This window comes from Methanolobus sp. WCC5, from assembly GCF_045690325.1.
Taxonomy (GTDB): Archaea; Halobacteriota; Methanosarcinia; order Methanosarcinales; family Methanosarcinaceae; genus Methanolobus.
The window spans coordinates 622,933-640,073 of the sequence record NZ_CP146981.1 but is presented as its reverse complement, the minus strand read 5'-3'; the positions used below and the strand labels follow the sequence as shown (position 1 = coordinate 640,073).

21 protein-coding genes and 2 pseudogenes are annotated in these 17,141 nt (G+C 38.9%); 11 read left to right on the top strand and 12 right to left on the bottom strand.

Annotation, left to right across the window (positions count from 1 at the left end; translation table 11 throughout):
- Positions 1-1,187: 1,187 nt before the first annotated feature.
- Complete coding sequence (locus V7O64_RS03075; protein ID WP_407356568.1) at positions 1,188-2,606, top strand: ATP-binding protein; 1,419 nt, start codon at positions 1,188-1,190, stop codon at positions 2,604-2,606.
- 230 nt (positions 2,607-2,836) lie between these two features.
- Here the strand turns inward: V7O64_RS03075 and V7O64_RS03070 are convergent, their stop codons facing one another.
- The 3 genes and pseudogenes from V7O64_RS03070 to V7O64_RS03060 all read right to left on the bottom strand — a co-directional run.
- The gene (locus tag V7O64_RS03070) at positions 2,837-3,166 is read right to left on the bottom strand and encodes a hypothetical protein (RefSeq protein ID WP_407356567.1); all 330 of its coding nucleotides are present in this window, start codon (positions 3,164-3,166) and stop codon (positions 2,837-2,839) included.
- Between the two features lie 5 nt (positions 3,167-3,171).
- Positions 3,172-3,657 carry a hypothetical protein gene (locus tag V7O64_RS03065; RefSeq protein WP_407356566.1) on the bottom strand — a complete coding sequence of 162 codons (486 nt, stop codon included), beginning with the start codon at positions 3,655-3,657 and terminating at the stop codon, positions 3,172-3,174.
- Positions 3,641-3,805: pseudogene (locus V7O64_RS03060) on the bottom strand (UDP-glucose 4-epimerase); the annotation flags it as partial. The gene V7O64_RS03065 and the pseudogene V7O64_RS03060, both read right to left, overlap by 17 nt.
- A gap of 283 nt (positions 3,806-4,088) precedes the next feature.
- On the opposite strand from V7O64_RS03060, the gene V7O64_RS03055 reads away from it, so the two are divergent.
- The gene (locus tag V7O64_RS03055; protein ID WP_407356565.1) at positions 4,089-4,211 is read left to right on the top strand and encodes a hypothetical protein; all 123 of its coding nucleotides are present in this window, start codon (positions 4,089-4,091) and stop codon (positions 4,209-4,211) included.
- Between the two features lie 198 nt (positions 4,212-4,409).
- Here the strand turns inward: V7O64_RS03055 and V7O64_RS03050 are convergent, their stop codons facing one another.
- Positions 4,410-4,688: a hypothetical protein gene (locus V7O64_RS03050; RefSeq protein ID WP_407356555.1), complete on the bottom strand. Its 279-nt coding sequence runs from the start codon at positions 4,686-4,688 to the stop codon at positions 4,410-4,412.
- Between the two features lie 668 nt (positions 4,689-5,356).
- Between V7O64_RS03050 and V7O64_RS03045 the strand changes: the two genes are divergently transcribed.
- From V7O64_RS03045 to V7O64_RS03030, 4 genes are all read left to right on the top strand, one after another.
- On the top strand, positions 5,357-5,716 hold the full coding sequence (locus V7O64_RS03045; RefSeq protein ID WP_407356564.1) for a hypothetical protein: 360 nt from the start codon (positions 5,357-5,359) through the stop codon (positions 5,714-5,716).
- Positions 5,713-6,189 (top strand): hypothetical protein, encoded by a 477-nt coding sequence (locus V7O64_RS03040; protein WP_407356563.1) that lies wholly within the window; start codon positions 5,713-5,715, stop codon positions 6,187-6,189. The genes V7O64_RS03045 and V7O64_RS03040 overlap by 4 nt, the downstream gene beginning before the upstream one ends.
- Before the next feature lie 329 nt (positions 6,190-6,518).
- Positions 6,519-7,235 (top strand): hypothetical protein, encoded by a 717-nt coding sequence (locus V7O64_RS03035; protein ID WP_407356562.1) that lies wholly within the window; start codon positions 6,519-6,521, stop codon positions 7,233-7,235.
- A gap of 108 nt (positions 7,236-7,343) precedes the next feature.
- Positions 7,344-7,919, top strand: a complete 576-nt coding sequence (locus V7O64_RS03030; RefSeq protein WP_407356561.1) for a hypothetical protein — start codon at positions 7,344-7,346, stop codon at positions 7,917-7,919.
- 222 nt (positions 7,920-8,141) lie between these two features.
- Here the strand turns inward: V7O64_RS03030 and V7O64_RS03025 are convergent, their stop codons facing one another.
- From V7O64_RS03025 to V7O64_RS03010, 4 genes and pseudogenes are all read right to left on the bottom strand, one after another.
- Complete coding sequence (locus V7O64_RS03025) at positions 8,142-8,285, bottom strand: hypothetical protein (RefSeq protein ID WP_407356560.1); 144 nt, start codon at positions 8,283-8,285, stop codon at positions 8,142-8,144.
- Between the two features lie 235 nt (positions 8,286-8,520).
- Positions 8,521-8,865, bottom strand: a complete 345-nt coding sequence (locus tag V7O64_RS03020) for a UPF0175 family protein (protein ID WP_407356559.1) — start codon at positions 8,863-8,865, stop codon at positions 8,521-8,523.
- Complete coding sequence (locus V7O64_RS03015; protein WP_407356558.1) at positions 8,862-9,359, bottom strand: hypothetical protein; 498 nt, start codon at positions 9,357-9,359, stop codon at positions 8,862-8,864. Before V7O64_RS03015 ends, V7O64_RS03020 begins: the two co-directional genes overlap by 4 nt.
- 53 nt (positions 9,360-9,412) lie before the next feature.
- Positions 9,413-9,547, bottom strand: a pseudogene (locus V7O64_RS03010) (NAD-dependent epimerase/dehydratase family protein); the annotation flags it as partial.
- A gap of 252 nt (positions 9,548-9,799) precedes the next feature.
- Here V7O64_RS03010 and V7O64_RS03005 point away from each other — a divergent pair.
- Positions 9,800-9,961: a hypothetical protein gene (locus V7O64_RS03005; RefSeq protein ID WP_407356557.1), complete on the top strand. Its 162-nt coding sequence runs from the start codon at positions 9,800-9,802 to the stop codon at positions 9,959-9,961.
- Between the two features lie 163 nt (positions 9,962-10,124).
- On the opposite strand, the gene V7O64_RS03000 is transcribed toward V7O64_RS03005, so the two are convergent.
- Both V7O64_RS03000 and V7O64_RS02995 read right to left on the bottom strand, forming a co-directional pair.
- Positions 10,125-10,481 (bottom strand): hypothetical protein, encoded by a 357-nt coding sequence (locus tag V7O64_RS03000; RefSeq protein WP_407356556.1) that lies wholly within the window; start codon positions 10,479-10,481, stop codon positions 10,125-10,127.
- The gene (locus V7O64_RS02995) at positions 10,478-10,756 is read right to left on the bottom strand and encodes a hypothetical protein (RefSeq protein ID WP_407356555.1); all 279 of its coding nucleotides are present in this window, start codon (positions 10,754-10,756) and stop codon (positions 10,478-10,480) included. Before V7O64_RS02995 ends, V7O64_RS03000 begins: the two co-directional genes overlap by 4 nt.
- 1,243 nt (positions 10,757-11,999) lie before the next feature.
- Here V7O64_RS02995 and V7O64_RS02990 point away from each other — a divergent pair.
- The gene (locus V7O64_RS02990; RefSeq protein WP_407356554.1) at positions 12,000-13,418 is read left to right on the top strand and encodes a transposase; all 1,419 of its coding nucleotides are present in this window, start codon (positions 12,000-12,002) and stop codon (positions 13,416-13,418) included.
- 472 nt (positions 13,419-13,890) lie between these two features.
- Here V7O64_RS02990 and V7O64_RS02985 read toward each other — a convergent pair whose 3' ends face one another.
- Entirely contained in the window at positions 13,891-14,331 is a 441-nt protein-coding gene (locus V7O64_RS02985) for a type II toxin-antitoxin system VapC family toxin (RefSeq protein WP_407356553.1), read from the bottom strand.
- Complete coding sequence (locus tag V7O64_RS02980) at positions 14,318-14,569, bottom strand: AbrB/MazE/SpoVT family DNA-binding domain-containing protein (protein WP_407356552.1); 252 nt, start codon at positions 14,567-14,569, stop codon at positions 14,318-14,320. The genes V7O64_RS02985 and V7O64_RS02980 overlap by 14 nt, the downstream gene beginning before the upstream one ends.
- A 226-nt stretch (positions 14,570-14,795) precedes the next feature.
- Here V7O64_RS02980 and V7O64_RS02975 point away from each other — a divergent pair, with 226 nt between their 5' ends.
- From V7O64_RS02975 to V7O64_RS02965, 3 genes are all read left to right on the top strand, one after another.
- Positions 14,796-14,924 (top strand): hypothetical protein, encoded by a 129-nt coding sequence (locus V7O64_RS02975; protein ID WP_407356551.1) that lies wholly within the window; start codon positions 14,796-14,798, stop codon positions 14,922-14,924.
- Positions 14,925-14,950: 26 nt separating this feature from the next.
- Positions 14,951-15,094 (top strand): hypothetical protein, encoded by a 144-nt coding sequence (locus V7O64_RS02970; RefSeq protein ID WP_407356550.1) that lies wholly within the window; start codon positions 14,951-14,953, stop codon positions 15,092-15,094.
- A gap of 467 nt (positions 15,095-15,561) precedes the next feature.
- Positions 15,562-16,980: an ATP-binding protein gene (locus V7O64_RS02965; protein ID WP_407356549.1), complete on the top strand. Its 1,419-nt coding sequence runs from the start codon at positions 15,562-15,564 to the stop codon at positions 16,978-16,980.
- The last annotated feature ends 161 nt before the right edge of the window (positions 16,981-17,141 follow it).

The following is a 17,141-nucleotide window of genomic DNA, read 5'->3' as shown; positions in this document are numbered from 1 at the left end:
CTGCTGAACTTGTGCTAAAGGAATCAAAAATATCCACTCTCCTGGTCCGCCAAACCTGCAAATACCACTATCTACCACCATTTTTCATTCACCCGACACAGCAGGCAGATCGTATGCCTGTATAATTATACTTCGTTGGGTACACTAAACTCAGGGAACATATTTAAGTTTTGTGAAAATGTCGCAAGAATAATTTGCGGTGTTATATATATATGGAGGGGATAATGGTGCTGATCTGTCTGTTTTAGGCTGTGGATCACTATAAGACGGGGTCGGTCCGGGCAGACTGGAAAAAAGGATATGTTCCTGTATATAGCAGGAGCTATTCTCAGGATCGGCAGTCCTGGCTGATGGGGGGAGCTTGTGGGAGTGTAGGTCTGGTATGGTCTGGTGGATGGTCTGGCAGGAATGATCGCTTGTAGAGGGGTCCGCTGGTCGGTCTGGTGAGATCTGGTGCATGCTCTTTGGTGGGTCTGATAATGGTGCAAACACTCCGGTGCAGGCGGTGCGGTCCATCATGAATATATGTTGATCTTGCAGAGATGCGAATGGTCAGCTGACCATCGACAGACACAGATGAGAATCCAGCAATATCTGCGTGCATCTGTGTTCATCTGCGGTTTTGTTTTTTGATCAGGAACCACAGATAAACGCAGATAAACACAGGTGAGAAAACAACATTATCTGCGTGCATCTGTGTCCATCTGCGTGCATCTGCGGTTCGCTATTAACTAAAGCCACAGATGAACACAGATACACTCACCTCCTACGGAGTTGAGTGCCTGCTAAACAACTGTTTAGCAGATTAACACAGATGAGAAAAAACGATATCTGTGTGTATCTGCGGTTCATTTCATAATAAGATCAGCAGTCCTCAAGCCTCTGTCTCGCTAAGGCTGACTTCCCCTGCAGCAAGCGGATGGACACGCAAAGATGATCTGTAAGACTTTTGCATAAGCCTGTATATGCGTCCGGATACTCTTCTATGACACAAGAGCTGATAACAACTTCGATCACGTTATCAGTTGAGATATTTATCTGGAACATCCATGTTTCTGCATGTTACGTTTGTACTATATATGAACTCTGTAGTAATCTCTTATGTTCTCATCATTTTGAGTGTTAATTAACTGTATTTCATCAACCAGCAGAAATCTATATAACACAGACTCGTAATACTTAGTATTATGAGTCTGTTTATCAACCGTACTGATGAATTAGAATTCCTTGGATCAGAATACTCCCGGGATTCCTCGTCACTGATCGTAATATATGGAAGAAGGCGTGTTGGTAAAACAGAACTTGTGCTCAAATTCATGGCTGGAAAACAGTCTGTCTACTATCTGTCCCAGAAACTTGACCTTGAGCATCAGGTAGAGGACTTTCTTGAAAAGACATCCGAACAGCTTGGTATTTATCAGCCGAAGATCACTAAATGGGATGCTGCATTGAAATTCATTACTCAGCAGGCTGATGAAAAACCTGTAATTGTTATTGACGAAGTACCATATCTTATAGAAGGCAGCAAAGCATCAATGTCAGCATTTCAGGCTGCCTGGGATATGTACCTTAAGGATGCGAATGTCATGCTAATACTTCTTGGTTCAAGCATAGGTATGATGGAAAATGAAGTTCTTGGCTACAGATCTCCTTTATATGGTCGCCGAAACGGACAGATCAAGGTAGAACCTTTAAAATTCATTCACATGGCAAAATTTTTCCCTGCAAAAGATCCCGAAGAACTTGTACGTATATACGGTTGTCTTGGTGGTGTCCCTGCTTATCTGAACAAATTCGAAAAAGACCTGTCATTTATGGAGAATGTTGATAAGAACATACTACACAGAGCCACTTTTCTTTATGATGAAGCTACCTTCCTGTTGAAAGAAGAACTAAGGGAACCAACCAAATATGAACTTATACTAGAAGCGATATCCGAAGGCAAAACCCGCGTTTCTGAAATATCTCAAAGGACCGATATACCAGTAAATAATATTCCAAAATATCTGCGTGTTCTTATGGGTCTTGGTTTCATAAACAAGGAATGGCCTGTTATCCTTAAAGGTACAAGGAATATAAATACAGGTTCTATCTACACAATTTCAGACAACTTTATGAAATTCTGGTATACCTATATATATCCCTCAAGGTCACTGATGGAAGTAAACAGGAATATGATACGTTCCAGAATAAGTGACTCATACAATCAATATCTTGGTCATGTTTTTGAAGATATATCCCGGCAATACCTGATTCATCTCAATAATACTGATAAATTGCCCTTTGCTTTTGAAAGAATTGGAAGGCAATGGGGAAAAGTCCGGGAACAACAAAATAATAAAAACACGTATGAAATAGACATTGTAGCATTAAATGAAAGATCAAAAGATATACTGTTTGTTGAGTGCAAATGGAAAACATTAACCTCAAAAGACGTAAAAATAATAGTAAGAAACCTCAGAGAAAAGGCATCATACGTAAACTGGTACAATAAAGAAAGAAATGAACACTTTGCACTCATTGCAAAAACTATCGAGAACAAGGATGCTCTGAAAGAGAAAGGACTTATGCTCTTTGACCTGGATGATGTTTTATTCAACCATTAAAGCAACAACACGCCGCATGCGGCGCGTTCCAATACCCGCGATAAAAAAAGAGATAGAGCCTGTATGATTCATTTTGAAACTGTCATGTAGTGCAGGATCAAGATCTCACTCACTCAACGCGCAGATAAGATAATATGAACTTTATTATCAGGTTTCCCGCATTCGCTGATTATGGGGCTCATTTTGATTATCTCGGGGCGGGTGCCGGGGATGATGGTTAGCTTCATATTTTATTCCTTTTCGTTTTTCTTGTCTTTTTCGGAACCATACTTGCTGTACTTTTCAGCTATTTCCACACCTTTAACAAAATTCTCGAAGCTTATGCTGTCTTTAACGTGGTGTTTTTCGAACAGGTCGTTAACCTCATAGATACTAATTTCCAGCATCTCTGCAAGTTTTCCTTTACTGATCCTGCCATTTGAGTACTCCTCTATCAGATAGTACTCAACCCCATCCCATAACATCTGTTTGAGTATGGATTCCTTGTCGAGGTGCAACTCCCGGGAACGTTTGTCAAGGATATTTTCGATTGTTGGGGGGATATCGATGGAGATAGTCATCACGATCACTCAATTTTGCTTTTGATATAATAGAAATGTTCGTCCTTAATCATAAACTTTAATGAATCAAGGAATCTCAATCCCTCTTCTTTACTAATCAGTTTTCTGTTGATACACATAAGAATTGCAGATGCTGTTGGAATAAAAGGAAATTCCACATCATTGAGTATTTTTAGAAATTTTTCATCATCCGAAATTATTAGATCAACATCATTGCACATGCGGTATTTTAAGAGGCTTGTTTCCCCTCTATCCAGATGAAAATCGTCATATGTGGGATATTCATCACCCACTTCTTCTACAACTATTTTGCCCTCTAAAACCAGCTCTTTCATGATCCTAGCATCCGGATAATTATTCTTCAGTCCAAAATTAACCTGTTCGTCATATACAACATCGGTCAGAATGACATCAAAACCAGATGCCAGTATTTCGATCAAACCAATTTTTGTCAATTTGACCGAAGCATCGGCATCAAGCAGTAATCGCATGATCTCCCTTTCTAAGAAGTGCCTTCACAGTCTCCCTGACACTCATCTCCGACTCCCACTCATTCTTCCATCCCATACCTTTCAGCTTATCGATTCCCAGCATCATCTTCGGGACATCGCCCTTCCAGCCACGGGAGCCGCCGGTAACCAGAATACTAAGATCGCAAAGACTGCTCACTACCACCATTTTTCATTCACCCGACACAGCAGGCAGATCGTATGCCTGTATAATTATACTTCGTTGGGTACACTAAACTCAGGGAACATATTTAAGTTTTGTGAAAATGTCGTAAGAATAATTTGCGATGTTATATATATGGAGGGGATAATGGTGCTGATCTGTCTGTTTTAGGCTGTGGATCACTAAAAGCCGGGGGCGGTCCGGGTATTTAACAAAAATATATTTATATTTAAAATAATAATGTAGACTTATGAGCATTTCAGGCAAAATTGAAAGGATAATTGATTTGTTGGTGGAATATGACTGCACTGAAAAAGGGGATGATTTTGAGAGGTGCGTTGCAGATCTCTTTGATGAGAGGTATAATTCCTGATATCATATTTCTTACGATATGTTTTAGGGATTAGTTTTTTGCTGACAGGATCACCATAATGAATATCTTTTTTGATGATGTCTGCTTTGTTTCTGACAGATTCAAGGATCGCCATTTCCTTTTTGGATTCGGATGCCCTTTCTTTTAAGGATTGGTATTTGAGAATTGCCTCATCGATAAGGACTACCCGAACCTCTTTCATAATTGAATGCCTCTGGAGACTGCTTTGTTTAAGTCTCGATTGTTATTATGTATCCAGGTAATGCCTTTGATGCTTATTGCGATCTTGTTGCTTTCTTCAAGGTACTCCAGAATAGTCTTCAGGGTGGTATGATTGATCTGTCGAGGTAAATGGCGCTTTAACTCCGCGACAGACGTAACGCTTTCATCCATCTCTTGCAGGGTGTTTTCTACCATCTTTATTGTGTTCAACGTAGGCGAACGTTCTGGTCTGTTTATTGATTCTGCTTTGTTCATATCGTAATCCTCCTATATGTATCAGGTAGTATTTTATTGATACCAAATGATAACTAAAAATGACATATTCATATATATCATTTTTGCAAGCTTAAAATCCATTGGTCTTCTCCGTTTTTCTTATTTAAGAATAAGTAAATAATATATAAAAAAAGTTTTTACTTTTATTAATAATTATTAATTGATGGTTGGATCAATTATAGCGATGACAATATGGCAGGGTGAATTTTGAAGATTATATAAAAATCCACAGCGGGTATTTGGGGCGGTGAAAACGGTCAAGACCTTTATTTTATTTAAAAACTCTTTTTTTAGTGTTAGAAAAATGAGATCTGGTACATGCTCTTTGGTGGATCTTGTAACAATGCAACCACCCCGCCGCAGGCGGCGCGTTCCATCATGAATATATGTTGATCTTGCAGAGATGCGAATGGTCACCTGACCATCGATAGACGCAGATGAGAATAAACAATATCTGCGGTTCATTTCACAATAAGATCAGCAGTTATTAAGCCTCATTCTCATTGAGACTTATATCCCTGGCAGAAAGCAGATCGACACAGCAGTAATTGACCATAGGATTTGCATAATTTGATCTAAGAAGCAGTTATCCTTCACAATAAAAAAACGGAATTTATATTTACCAATAGGTAAATACAACTATCAATATGTCAGAAACTGCTGCAGATGTAAATATTGGTGAATATCTTATCCGCAGGATAGATTCCCGGGTAAAGGCAGGTTATGCTCATTCCAGGGAAGAACTTGTAAAAAAGGCTATAGTTCACTATCTTGAAGACCTCGATCAAAGTAAAAGACGCTGTGAACTATTCATGGAAACAGGTCATTCAGCAGAGCTTATGCATAATGCCTGGAAACAGCCTGTTCCGGTAGATGAGGCTCTGGAAATGCTTGCGTCTGTTGGCGGGGATCTTGATAAAGATGCAGTAGATGAATCGGTTCAGAATACAAGAAAGTCCGTGAATAGCGAATATGCACAGGCATACAGGGATCTGGAGAACAAATGATAGTTCTTGATTCTTGCATATGGATACATGCCTTCTTAAAGACAGATGATAAGTGCGTTACGGTTTTGAAGAAAGTAATTAAAGGAGATCTGAAACCTGTAGTTTCTCCCTACATTGCAAGAGAAGTCATTAATAACATCCTCCCGGAAGGAAAAAGAAAAGGCTACGATATCGATAAACTACAGACTGCCATATGGTCCATTTTCAGAGAACCATTTGTAAAGACAACATTCACACCTCTTGATTTTCAGGCAATGGTTCTGGAAGAAGTTAGAAGTCGTCCGGAATACTGTGCCCTTGCAACCGCTTTAGGTATAGAGCCAAAGGATGCACCAATAGTAGTACTTGCTTATCAGTATGCAATCCCCCTTGCAACAATGGATGTGCGTTCTCTCCTGAATGTCAGGGAAAAGGTCACCCGGTTTATAGGAGTAGACATAATCAGTACGGATGAGGTCCTGGCGATCTATTGAGCTAACGCACTTTAAAAAACACGACACAATCCACCGCATTTTTGTAAGTTCCATCCATATCCCGGGCTCTTGTATCGCTTGTCCTGGGGTCCGCTGGTCGGTCTGGTGAGATTTGGTGTATGCTCTTTGGTGGATCTTGTAACAATGCAACCACCCCGCCGCAGGCGGCGCGTTCCACCTCCAAAAAAAGAAACAACCAGAAGATCAGCAGTTAACTTCGTATTCAATATATCTATCTTTTTCAGTGTAAGGAACGATTATCATATAGCCTTGCTAAGAATTGATCACAGGAAACTTATTAATCCATTGAATTGTAATAAATGTCTATCATGGAGAATTATCGTATTGATGGATACGGACCTGTAAATTCCATACTGGACAGTTTTTCTACAGATATGTTTGATGGAATGACATTTATCATGCGGCCCGTAGTTGGTGGTATTGATTATCTGAGGTCGATGCATCAATCATATTTGTTTAAAAAAGAGATCAATAAGATCTCAAATCTTGATTTTGAGACACGTGAAAAGATACTTGATCTTTTTACAGATATTGTAGCTGGCAAATTATTTGATGAAGATTTCATCGATGAGCTCGAAGGAAAAGTATCCGAACTGGATGAGATCAAAGACGTTTTTAAAGAACTAGAGCACAAAAGATTGAACATCGAACAAAAGCAGATGCATCACATCCTGAAACTATCCCTAAGGAAACTCAATGGCAGAATAGTATCTATAAGGGATGAGATCAACTCCGGGATGTGGGAGGATGGTGAAGATATCGGTCAGTTATTGTTGCTTGACCAGGTATTCTACCTTATCCAGGAAATGATAAAAGAAGCTCTGGATCTTCCGTTGAACAAACTGGATAACTCAAATATCTGGAATAAGTTGATCTTTTCATTACTTTATATAGAAGCATTTCATAGAAAAAAAGTGTCTGATCTGGACTTCCAGAACTTTTTGTCCGGCTTGAGTCTGTATAACTACAAAAAGATCAGGGGCATCAAAGATAACGATGCTGTTTTTGAAGCTATAGTGATCTGACATGAATTTCTCCATTGATTGAAATATCTTGATTGCCATAGTAAATCCTCATGACAGGCTTCATGAAAGATCTATAATACTTATAAAGGTTCTTCTGATCATCTTATTTTGTACTCAACGGTCCTGTCAGAATCCGGTAACCTTTTTAGAAATAAAATAAACCAAATAGTTGTGGAGATAATCCGTTTCCTTCCAGACTTCCAGAATAAGAAAATAAGCCAGATGGAATATCAGGAACAACTGATAATATCCTTCCGGAAGATAAGATCAAAAAATCCGGGTATAGCCAATTTTCTGGATCTGGTCTATAATGAGATCCTTGTATTCCTAAAAGACAATGACAGTTATGGGCTCCCATCTTTCTTATCGCAGCTTGCTGTAAAATATTCACAATCGTTGTATCGGAAATTAGACCAGATACATGCTAATGAGAATAGAATAATACTATTAGATCAAGCTAACCTCAAACCTATAAAGACAGCAACAACTGGAACATATTTCAAAGACCCCAATGATGAAAGGATCTTTTACGAACTAATGACAAATCTTCCTGATATCGTGCCTATTAACTTTTACACGGGTGATTCTGAATTCGTAAAAAAGATAAACCAAAGCTATCATGCATGTCTTGAATACTTTGAATTGAGCGAGGAATCTTTTTCCTGCCATCTGGTAAAGGATTGAACATGCATGTTCCGCAGTCCATTTGTCAGCAACTGGCATAATATTAAATAACATAGTTTTTCCTTTCAAAAGGCAAATCACTCCCGCATGGTAACCACCATACCGGCGCATTCAGTGCTGCCTGACATCACCGGGAAGCAAAAAAACTTATACAGGCAAAAATCGTCTCTCTTAGAAAGTGCAGAAATAGAAAGATCAGATTCAGACATATCGATGCCGGGACTAAAAACGGATACTATCGGATATTTTCCTGGCTTTTTTGAACATTTCTACCTGTTGCCTGGTAGCTGACTTTTTCTCATTTTCCCAGAACTCTTCTGCATCTTCACCTTCCAGCACAAGTCCCAGTTCAATAGGTTTTGCCATTATCTTTTTCACCTTTAATATGACTTCAATTGTGTTGCCAATAATATTGACATACATGAGATATTGTTCTTACGTGGGTATATAATTTACCATGAGAACTATTCACGATGTTGACAGTCCCGCCCTTTTGACAGGTCCCATTCATACACCCAGATCCCTGTATCGCTGATCTAAGGATTTGTTGATCCGTCTCCCCAGCTCTATACCTTTTAGATTTTCCCGTTTTAAAAGAAAATCAGACCTTCCTGAGTTCAATATCATTATTATCCCTGGTATTCTCACTATCGTATTTAGCAAGGGACTCAGCGGTTTTGATGCCTTCCTGAAAAGTCTCAAGGTCAAGATTGCCTTTGATATGGTATCTATCGAGAAGGTCGTTCACTTCATAGATATCCATGTCAAGCATTTCTCCCAGTTTTCCCTTACTTATTCTGCCTTTTGAATATTCCTCAACAAGATAATGTTCAGCACTCTCCCATAACATCTGCTCGAGTATGGATTCTCTGTCAAGGTGCTGTTCAAGTGCACGTTTGTTCAGGATGTTCTCAATTGAGGGAGGAATCTCTATGGTAATGCTCATTTCAATCCTTCTATTTCGCTTTTTACATATAAGTAATGATCTGCCTTTATCATATCCTTTAGCAACTCAAGGAATTCCAGTGCTTCGTCTTTATCTATCAATCCATGTTCTATTCCAGGTATAAGGGTGACAGACACCGGAATGAACGGGACTGATTTCATTGACTTAAGCACTTTTAAAAAAGCAACGTCATCAGAAACGACAACATCAACATGATTTTCCTGACAATACGTGATGATGCTTATCTCTCCCCGACCCAGATTCAGCCCATGAAAGATTAAAGCTTCCTTTTTTACCTGAACAACAAGCACCTTCTTTTCAGAGATGGACCGTTCCATCTCTTTTGCATCAGGATAGCCTCTCTTCAACCCCACATTTACATGCTCATCATACACAACATCTGTCAGGATAACATCAAAACCGGATGACAATATTTCCATAAAACCGATCTTTGTCAACTTTATCGAAGCATCAGCATCCAGCAGTATTTTCATATGATCACTACTCAAGCAAAGCCTCACGGTCTTCTTCCACTCCACTCCTAAATGCCGGAGCTGAGGTTGTCAAAAACGGTAACTTTGCTACCTGAGTTCAAAAGCCGGTCAACCACATGGCCGCCGATGAAGCCGGCGCCACCGGTAACCAGAATACTAAGATCGCAAAGACTGCTCACTACCACCATTTTTCATTCACCCGACACAGCAGGCAGATCGTATGCCTGTATAATTATACTTCGTTGGGTACACTAAACTCAGGGAACATATATAATTTTTGTGAAAATGTCGCAAGAATAATTTGTGGTGTTATATACAAATGGAGGGGATAATGGTGGCTATCTGTCTGTTTTAGGCTGTGGATCACTATAAGACGGAGACGGGGTCGGTCCCGGTATCTAATAAAAATATATTTATATTTAAAATAATAATGTAGACTTATGAGCATTTCAGGCAAAATTGAAAGGATTATGGATGTATTGACTGAAGATGACTGCACTGAAAAGGGGGATGACTTTGAGAGGTGCGTTGCAGATCTCTTTGATGAGAGGTATTTTTCCATTGTTGAGTGGACCTCTGATATCTCAAGGAAACATGGATAACTATGCATAATAGCAATTGGTCTGCGGAAGATTAACAAACACTATCTAATAATAGATTATTCATCTTACATGTAAGATGCAAGAGGGAAATATTAATGTCGATTTTAGATATAAGGACTGTAACGATAACCAGTAAGGGGCAGATAGATGTCGCAACAGGAGTCTATCTGTTCTGATAACCAAACAGTTTGTTATATTCGCTGTGATCAACAATATCTATGACAATCGCAACAATTGAGTCATTTGTCTCCGGATCGTTTTTCAGAGTATATAGTAATCTCCAAAAATAAGGCAGCTCAACTCTAAATAAATTCCTGATATCATATTTCTTACGATATGTGTTAGGGATTAGTTTTTTGCTGACAGGATCACCATAATGAATATCTTTTTTGATGATGTCTGCTTTGTTTCTGACAGATTCAAGGATCGCCATTTCCTTTTTGGATTCGGATGCCCTTTCTTTTAAGGATTGGTATTTGAGAATTGCCTCATCGATAAGGACTACCCGAACCTCTTTCATAATTGAATGCCTCTGGAGACTGCTTTGTTTAAGTCTCGATTGTTATTATGTATCCAGGTAATGCCTTTGATGCTTATTGCGATCTTGTTGCTTTCTTCAAGGTACTCCAGAATAGTCTTCAGGGTGGTATGATTGATCTGTCGAGGTAAATGGCGCTTTAACTCCGCGACAGACGTAACGCTTTCATCCATCTCTTGCAGGGTGTTTTCTACCATCTTTATTGTGTTCAACGTAGGCGAACGTTCTGGTCTGTTTATTGATTCTGCTTTGTTCATATCGTAATCCTCCTATATGTATCAGGTAGTATTTTATTGATACCAAATGATAACTAAAAATGACATATTCATATATATCATTTTTGCAAGCTTAAAATCCATTGGTCTTCTCCGTTTTTCTTATTTAAGAATAAGTAAATAATATATAAAAAAAGTTTTTACTTTTATTAATAATTATTAATTGATGGTTGGATCAATTATAGCGATGACAATATGGCAGGGTGAATTTTGAAGATTATATAAAAATCCACAGCGGGTATTTGGGGCGGTGAAAACGGTCAAGACCTTTATTTTATTTAAAAACTCTTTTTTTAGTGTTAGAAAAATGAGATCTGGTACATGCTCTTTGGTGGATCTTGTAACAATGCAACCACCCCGCCGCAGGCGGCGCGTTCCATCATGAATATATGTTGATCTTGCAGAGATGCGAATGGTCACCTGACCATCGACAGACACGGACGACAAGAAGCAATATTTGCGTGCATCTGTGTGTATCTGCGGTCCAATGTGAAATAAAACCACAGATGAACACGGATAAACACGGATGAGAATAAATAATATCTGCGTGCATCTGCGTTTATCTGCGGTTCATATTTTAAAAGAAACCACAGATGAACACGGATAAACACGGATGAGAATAAACAAAAATCTGCGTGCATCTGCGTTTATCTGCGGTTCATATTTTGAAAGAAACCACAGATGAACACGGATAAACACAGATGAGAATAAATAATATCTGCGTGCATCTGCGTTTATCTGTGGTTCATATTTTAAAAGAAACCACAGATGAACACGGATAAACACGGATGAGAATAAACAAAAATCTGCGTGCATCTGCGTTTATCTGTGGTTCATATTTTAAAAGAAACCACAGATGAACACGGATAAACACGGATGAGAATAAACAAAAATCTGCGTGCATCTGCGTTTATCTGCGGTTCATATTTTGAAAGAAACCACAGATGAACACGGATAAACACGGATGAGAATAAACAAAAATCTGCGTGCATCTGCGTTTATCTGCGGTTCATATTTTGAAACCTTAACTCCGCCTATTTTAGGGAGTAACTTTCTTTTCAATCATTGCTACTAATGCTGTTTCTTCTTCTCACTATCTTTCATGTAGTAGTTGCGAACTATGTTTATCTTCTATATTTTTATGATAATGTTCCTTATTGAATTAGAAATTTTGTATTTCAACAAGGCAAAATCTATATGTACAATGTAAACCCTATAGGGAATAATGGGAGAATGGGCACATAACTGGTTAACCGAGCAGCGCAAGCTTGGGGAAAAGGGGTTGGAGATTAAAACCTTTAGTAAAGGGTACTATGTCTATCGATCAACCACTTACTGGGACAAAGAATTAAAGAAACGCAGAAAGACCTCAACATATCTGGGGAAACTGGACAAAGACAAGGGTTTAATAGATAGCCAGAAAACAGTCATATCCAACAAAAGAGTTCGCTCACTATGGGAATATGGAAACTCTTCACTACTTCATACTGCAATGGAGGATCTTATTGCACCACTGCAGAATGCTTTTGGCGAAATATGGGAAGAGATATACGCCCTTGCACTTGTGCGCATAACAGGTCATGTACCACTTAAAAGAGCAGGTGTTGTCTGGGAAAAACTCTATCCTGTAGTAGATATGCAACCTTCGATGACTCCTAAGAACCTATCTAAGGTTCTCAAAGAAGTAGGAGTAAATCGCAAAGCACAAAATGATATCTTCAGAGAGTTATCAAGTAAGGATAAACATCTTGTTTATGACCTCAGTGCAATATTTACTCGTTCAGAAGGAATCAACTTTGCTGAAAAAGGATACAATAAAGAGCACTTCTATATCCCTCAAATAAACTTTGCACTGCTATGCACGGCAAATGAGAATTTGCCAACAATGATGAGAATCCTTCCCGGATCAGTTAGGGATGTTAAATCACTTGCATTATCCATTCAGGAAGTTGGAGTTGAAGACAAGACGCTTATCCTTGATAGAGGATTTTGTTCAAAGACTTCAGTGAAAATATTGAAGAAACAAAAATTGACATTTGTCATCCCCACAAGGAGAAATAGTGTCCTTTACAACAAGCCAATGGAACTTAATGCGCATTTCTTCTACCATGAACGCCTTATCAAAAGTGGGAAATGGGAAGAAGATGAAACTTTTCTTTATCTGTTTGAGGATAATGAGCTGAGAAAGGAAGAAGAATATACCCTCTACAAACGTTATGATGAAAAGAAGATAACTGAAGAGGAATTTAACGAAAGCCTCAAAAAAGCAGGGAGGATCTTACTGATCTCAAACCTGGATATGGAATGTGAAGATATCTTTCTGATGTATAAGAAAAGAGATTGTGTCGAAAAGCATTATGATACGTACAAAAACCTTCTTGAGGCGGACAAGATCTATCTCCAGGATAACGAATCTCTATTCGGTCATTTATTCATATCGTTCCTGTCACTTTATGGCTATGCAAAGATTGAGAATTACATACGGGGTGCTTCATTGACTAAAAAGTATTCACCAAGAGATTTGATTGAAATGTTCGGTAAAGTCTATATGATGGATATAGATGGACAAATGATGCTGACAGAAGTACCAAAAAAGATAGAGGATTTAGGAAAGAAGCTGAATATAGACTTATTCCCTAAATGAGCAGAGTTAAGGTTTGAAAGAAACCACAGATGAACACGGATAAACACAGATGAGAATAAATAATATCTGCGTTTATCTGTGGTTCATATTTTAAAAGAAACCACAGATGAACACGGATAAACACGGATGAGAATAAACAAAAATCTGCGTGCATCTGCGTTTATCTGCGGTTCATATTTTAAAAGAAACCACAGATGAACAAAGATACACTAACCTCCTGCAAAGTTGAGTGCCTGCTCAACATTCATTTAACAGGTAACACAGGCATACTCGCAGTTCTTTGTACAAAAGCATCCGTTCCGGTGGCAGGCGGTGCGTTCCGCTACCACAACAACCAACCACTTCCACAAAAAGTATAAGCAATGATGGTCCATTAAACATACGGATCAATTGATTACTGTGATGCGTATGGACTCTAAACATAAACATAGCAATAGATATTGATCTGTCCGGGCTGAATAGTTGGTTTTAATTATACACTATAAAGATCCCTTAAAATAATGACCTCTATCTCATCTATCTTCTTAAGAGCATAATCATTTGTGATAAAGGAAGTGCATCCTTCTTTTATGGCAGTTGCAACCTGAATGGCATCCGGGGTCTTTATAGAATACTTCGCACGGAGTGCCGAAGCAATATCTGCTATCTGCACACTCACATCAATAATTTCAAGATTCGGGAAATCGATCAGAATATTCTTATAATCTTCAACTGCCGCCACATTGCCATCAATCCTGGGTTTGACAAGTATTTCCAGAAGCGTGATCGAGGAAGTTATTCCTTCTTTTACTCCGCTCTCTATTTCTCCTAAAATACTTGCACATATATCCGAAAAAAACTGATTGTCTTCAAAGAGATAGATAAAAAGCATTGAATCAATGCCTATCTTTGAATGCTTATCAGTTACCGGCATCCTTGCCCCATGATATTCTTTCCTTTCTAAGGAACTCCTCAGAGTCAACATCCTTCCATACTTCTTTATGCAAGCCTCGAAGCTTCTTGGTGTAGCTGTCGGTTTTCTTTGAGAGGACCAGTTTATCCTCATCGACCTGCACCAGTATCTCATCATTTGATGCAAAATGCATCTTTCTGATAAGTTCTTCCGGAAGAGTGATAGTATGTTCACTGCTAAGTTTGACAATTATGCTCATATCACACCATCTTTCATATTGGCTTTTTCACTTAAATGCTTATTGACAGATCAAAGGGTAACTTAGGTGAACCAACTGCATCTGCATGCATGACCAGACCCTCTTGCAAAATACTTGAAGTGATCGCTTAAATGTCAAAGCTTCCTATAATCTCCGGCGTAGAGGCAATAAGGCTTTTTCAAAGGCAGGCTGGCTTCCACACAGGCAGGTAAGCAGTCACGTTGTTTTGAGAAAGGAAGGCTCTAAAATCAAATTGACCGTCTCCAAGCATAAAGAGTTAAAACCGGGCCTGCTAAGACAATTGATCAGGGTATCAGAGCTGATGGTCGAGGAATTCACAGAATTGCTGAAGTGATATGTGGGAGCACAATCAAAAAAAGCATGGCTGGTACCAAATCCTTCAGTCTTGTAGCAGTCCAGGTCTGGTATGGTCTGGTGGATGATCTGGCAGGAATGATCGCTTGTGCCGGGGTCCGCTGGTCGGTCTGCTGGGATTTGGTGCATGCTCTTTGGTGGATCTTATAACAATGCAACCACCCCGCCGCAGGCGGCGTGTTCCATCATCACTCTATGTTAATTTTGTAGAGATGCGAATGTTCACCTGACCATCGACAGACACGGACGACAAGAAGCAATATCTGCGTGTATCTGCGGTTCATTTCAGAATAAAACCGCAGTTCTTAAGCTTTTATCTCACTAAGGCTAAGTTTCCCTGCAGTAAGCGGATGGACAGGCAGGGAAGACTCATTAATTTTCGTATAACCTTGTCTATGCGTCCGGATACTCTTCTATGACACAAGAGTTGTTAACAACTTCGATCACGTTATCAGTTTAGATATTTATCTGGAACATCCATGTTCCTGCATGTTACATTTGTACTATATGTCAACTCTGCAGTAATCTCTTATCTTCTCATCGTTTTGAGTGTTAATTAACTGTATTTCATCAACCAGCAGAAATCTATATAATATAGACTCGTAATACTTAGTATTATGAGTCTGTTTATCAACCGTGCTGAAGAATTAGAATTCCTTGGATCAGAATACTCCCGGGACTCCTCGTCACTGATCGTAATATATGGAAGAAGGCGTGTTGGTAAAACAGAACTTGTCCTGAAATTCATGGCTGGAAAACCGTCTGTCTACTATCTGTCCCAGAAACTTGACCTTGAGCATCAGGTAGAGGACTTTCTTGAAAAGACATCTGAGCAGCTTGGTATTTATCAGCCCAAGATCACTAAATGGGATGCTGCATTGAAATTCATTACTCAGCAGACCAGTCAAAAACCTGTGATCATTATCGACGAAGTACCATACCTTATAGAAGGCAGCAAAGCATCAATGTCAGCATTTCAGGCTGCCTGGGATATGTACCTTAAGGATGCCAATGTCATGTTAATACTTCTTGGTTCAAGCATAGGTATGATGGAAAATGAAGTTCTTGGCTACAGATCTCCTTTATATGGTCGCCGAAACGGACAGATCAAGGTAGAACCTTTAAAGTTCATTCACATGGCACAATTTTTCCCTGCAAAAGATCCGGAAGAACTTGTACGTATATACGGTTGTCTTGGTGGTATCCCTGCTTATCTGAACAAATTCGAAAAAGACCTGTCATTTATGGAGAATGTTGATAAGAACATACTACACAGAGCCACTTTTCTTTATGATGAAGCTACCTTCCTGTTGAAAGAAGAACTAAGGGAACCAACCAAATACGAACTTATACTTGAAGCTATATCCGAAGGCAAAACCCGCGTTTCTGAAATTTCTCAAAGTACTGATATACCAGTAAATAATATTCCAAAATATCTGCGTGTTCTTATGGGTCTTGGTTTCATAAACAAGGAATGGCCTGTTATCCTTAAAGGTACAAGAAATATAAATAAAGGTTCTATCTACACTATTTCAGACAACTTTATGAAATTCTGGTACACTTATATATATCCATCAAGATCACTGTTGGAAGTAAACAGGAATATGATACGTTCCAGAATAAGTGATTCATACAACCAATATCTTGGTCATGTTTTTGAAGATATATCCCGGCAATACCTGATCCATCTCAACAATACTGATAAATTGCCCTTTGCTTTTGAAAGAATTGGAAGGCAATGGGGAAAAGTCCGGGAAGAACAAAATAATAAAAACACCTATGAGATCGATATTGTAGCATTAAATGAAAGATCAAAAGATATACTGTTTGTTGAGTGCAAATGGAAAACATTAACGACAAAAGACGTAAAAATAATATCAAGAGACCTCAGAGAAAAGGCATCATACGTAAACTGGTACAATGAAGAAAGAAATGAACATTTTGCAGTCATTGCAAAAGCTATCGAGAACAAGGATACTCTGAAAGAGAAAGGACTTATGCTCTTTGACCTGGATGATGTTTTATTCAATTATTAAAGTAACAACACGCCGCCGGCGGCACACTCCATCACAGCTTGCAGCACAAAACAAAAACAAACTGAACATTAACCGCAGTTCTTAAGCCTCTATCTCGCTAAGGCTGACTTCTCCTGCAGCAAGCGGATGGACACGCAAAGATGATCTGTAAAACTTTTGCA

Bases quoted from the DNA above. Each gene is read 5' to 3' on its own strand.
- V7O64_RS03075 (WP_407356568.1), top strand. From the start codon at position 1,188: ATGAGTCTGTTTATCAACCGTACTGATGAATTAGAATTCCTTGGATCA.
- V7O64_RS03070 (WP_407356567.1), bottom strand. From the start codon at position 3,166: ATGACTATCTCCATCGATATCCCCCCAACAATCGAAAATATCCTTGAC.
- V7O64_RS03065 (WP_407356566.1), bottom strand. From the start codon at position 3,657: ATGCGATTACTGCTTGATGCCGATGCTTCGGTCAAATTGACAAAAATT.
- V7O64_RS03055 (WP_407356565.1), top strand. From the start codon at position 4,089: ATGAGCATTTCAGGCAAAATTGAAAGGATAATTGATTTGTTGGTGGAA.
- V7O64_RS03050 (WP_407356555.1), bottom strand. From the start codon at position 4,688: ATGAACAAAGCAGAATCAATAAACAGACCAGAACGTTCGCCTACGTTG.
- V7O64_RS03045 (WP_407356564.1), top strand. From the start codon at position 5,357: ATGTCAGAAACTGCTGCAGATGTAAATATTGGTGAATATCTTATCCGC.
- V7O64_RS03040 (WP_407356563.1), top strand. From the start codon at position 5,713: ATGATAGTTCTTGATTCTTGCATATGGATACATGCCTTCTTAAAGACA.
- V7O64_RS03035 (WP_407356562.1), top strand. From the start codon at position 6,519: ATGGAGAATTATCGTATTGATGGATACGGACCTGTAAATTCCATACTG.
- V7O64_RS03025 (WP_407356560.1), bottom strand. From the start codon at position 8,285: ATGGCAAAACCTATTGAACTGGGACTTGTGCTGGAAGGTGAAGATGCA.
- V7O64_RS03020 (WP_407356559.1), bottom strand. From the start codon at position 8,865: ATGAGCATTACCATAGAGATTCCTCCCTCAATTGAGAACATCCTGAAC.
- V7O64_RS03015 (WP_407356558.1), bottom strand. From the start codon at position 9,359: ATGAAAATACTGCTGGATGCTGATGCTTCGATAAAGTTGACAAAGATC.
- V7O64_RS03005 (WP_407356557.1), top strand. From the start codon at position 9,800: ATGAGCATTTCAGGCAAAATTGAAAGGATTATGGATGTATTGACTGAA.
- V7O64_RS03000 (WP_407356556.1), bottom strand. From the start codon at position 10,481: ATGAAAGAGGTTCGGGTAGTCCTTATCGATGAGGCAATTCTCAAATAC.
- V7O64_RS02995 (WP_407356555.1), bottom strand. From the start codon at position 10,756: ATGAACAAAGCAGAATCAATAAACAGACCAGAACGTTCGCCTACGTTG.
- V7O64_RS02990 (WP_407356554.1), top strand. From the start codon at position 12,000: ATGGGAGAATGGGCACATAACTGGTTAACCGAGCAGCGCAAGCTTGGG.
- V7O64_RS02985 (WP_407356553.1), bottom strand. From the start codon at position 14,331: ATGCCGGTAACTGATAAGCATTCAAAGATAGGCATTGATTCAATGCTT.
- V7O64_RS02980 (WP_407356552.1), bottom strand. From the start codon at position 14,569: ATGAGCATAATTGTCAAACTTAGCAGTGAACATACTATCACTCTTCCG.
- V7O64_RS02970 (WP_407356550.1), top strand. From the start codon at position 14,951: ATGGCTGGTACCAAATCCTTCAGTCTTGTAGCAGTCCAGGTCTGGTAT.
- V7O64_RS02965 (WP_407356549.1), top strand. From the start codon at position 15,562: ATGAGTCTGTTTATCAACCGTGCTGAAGAATTAGAATTCCTTGGATCA.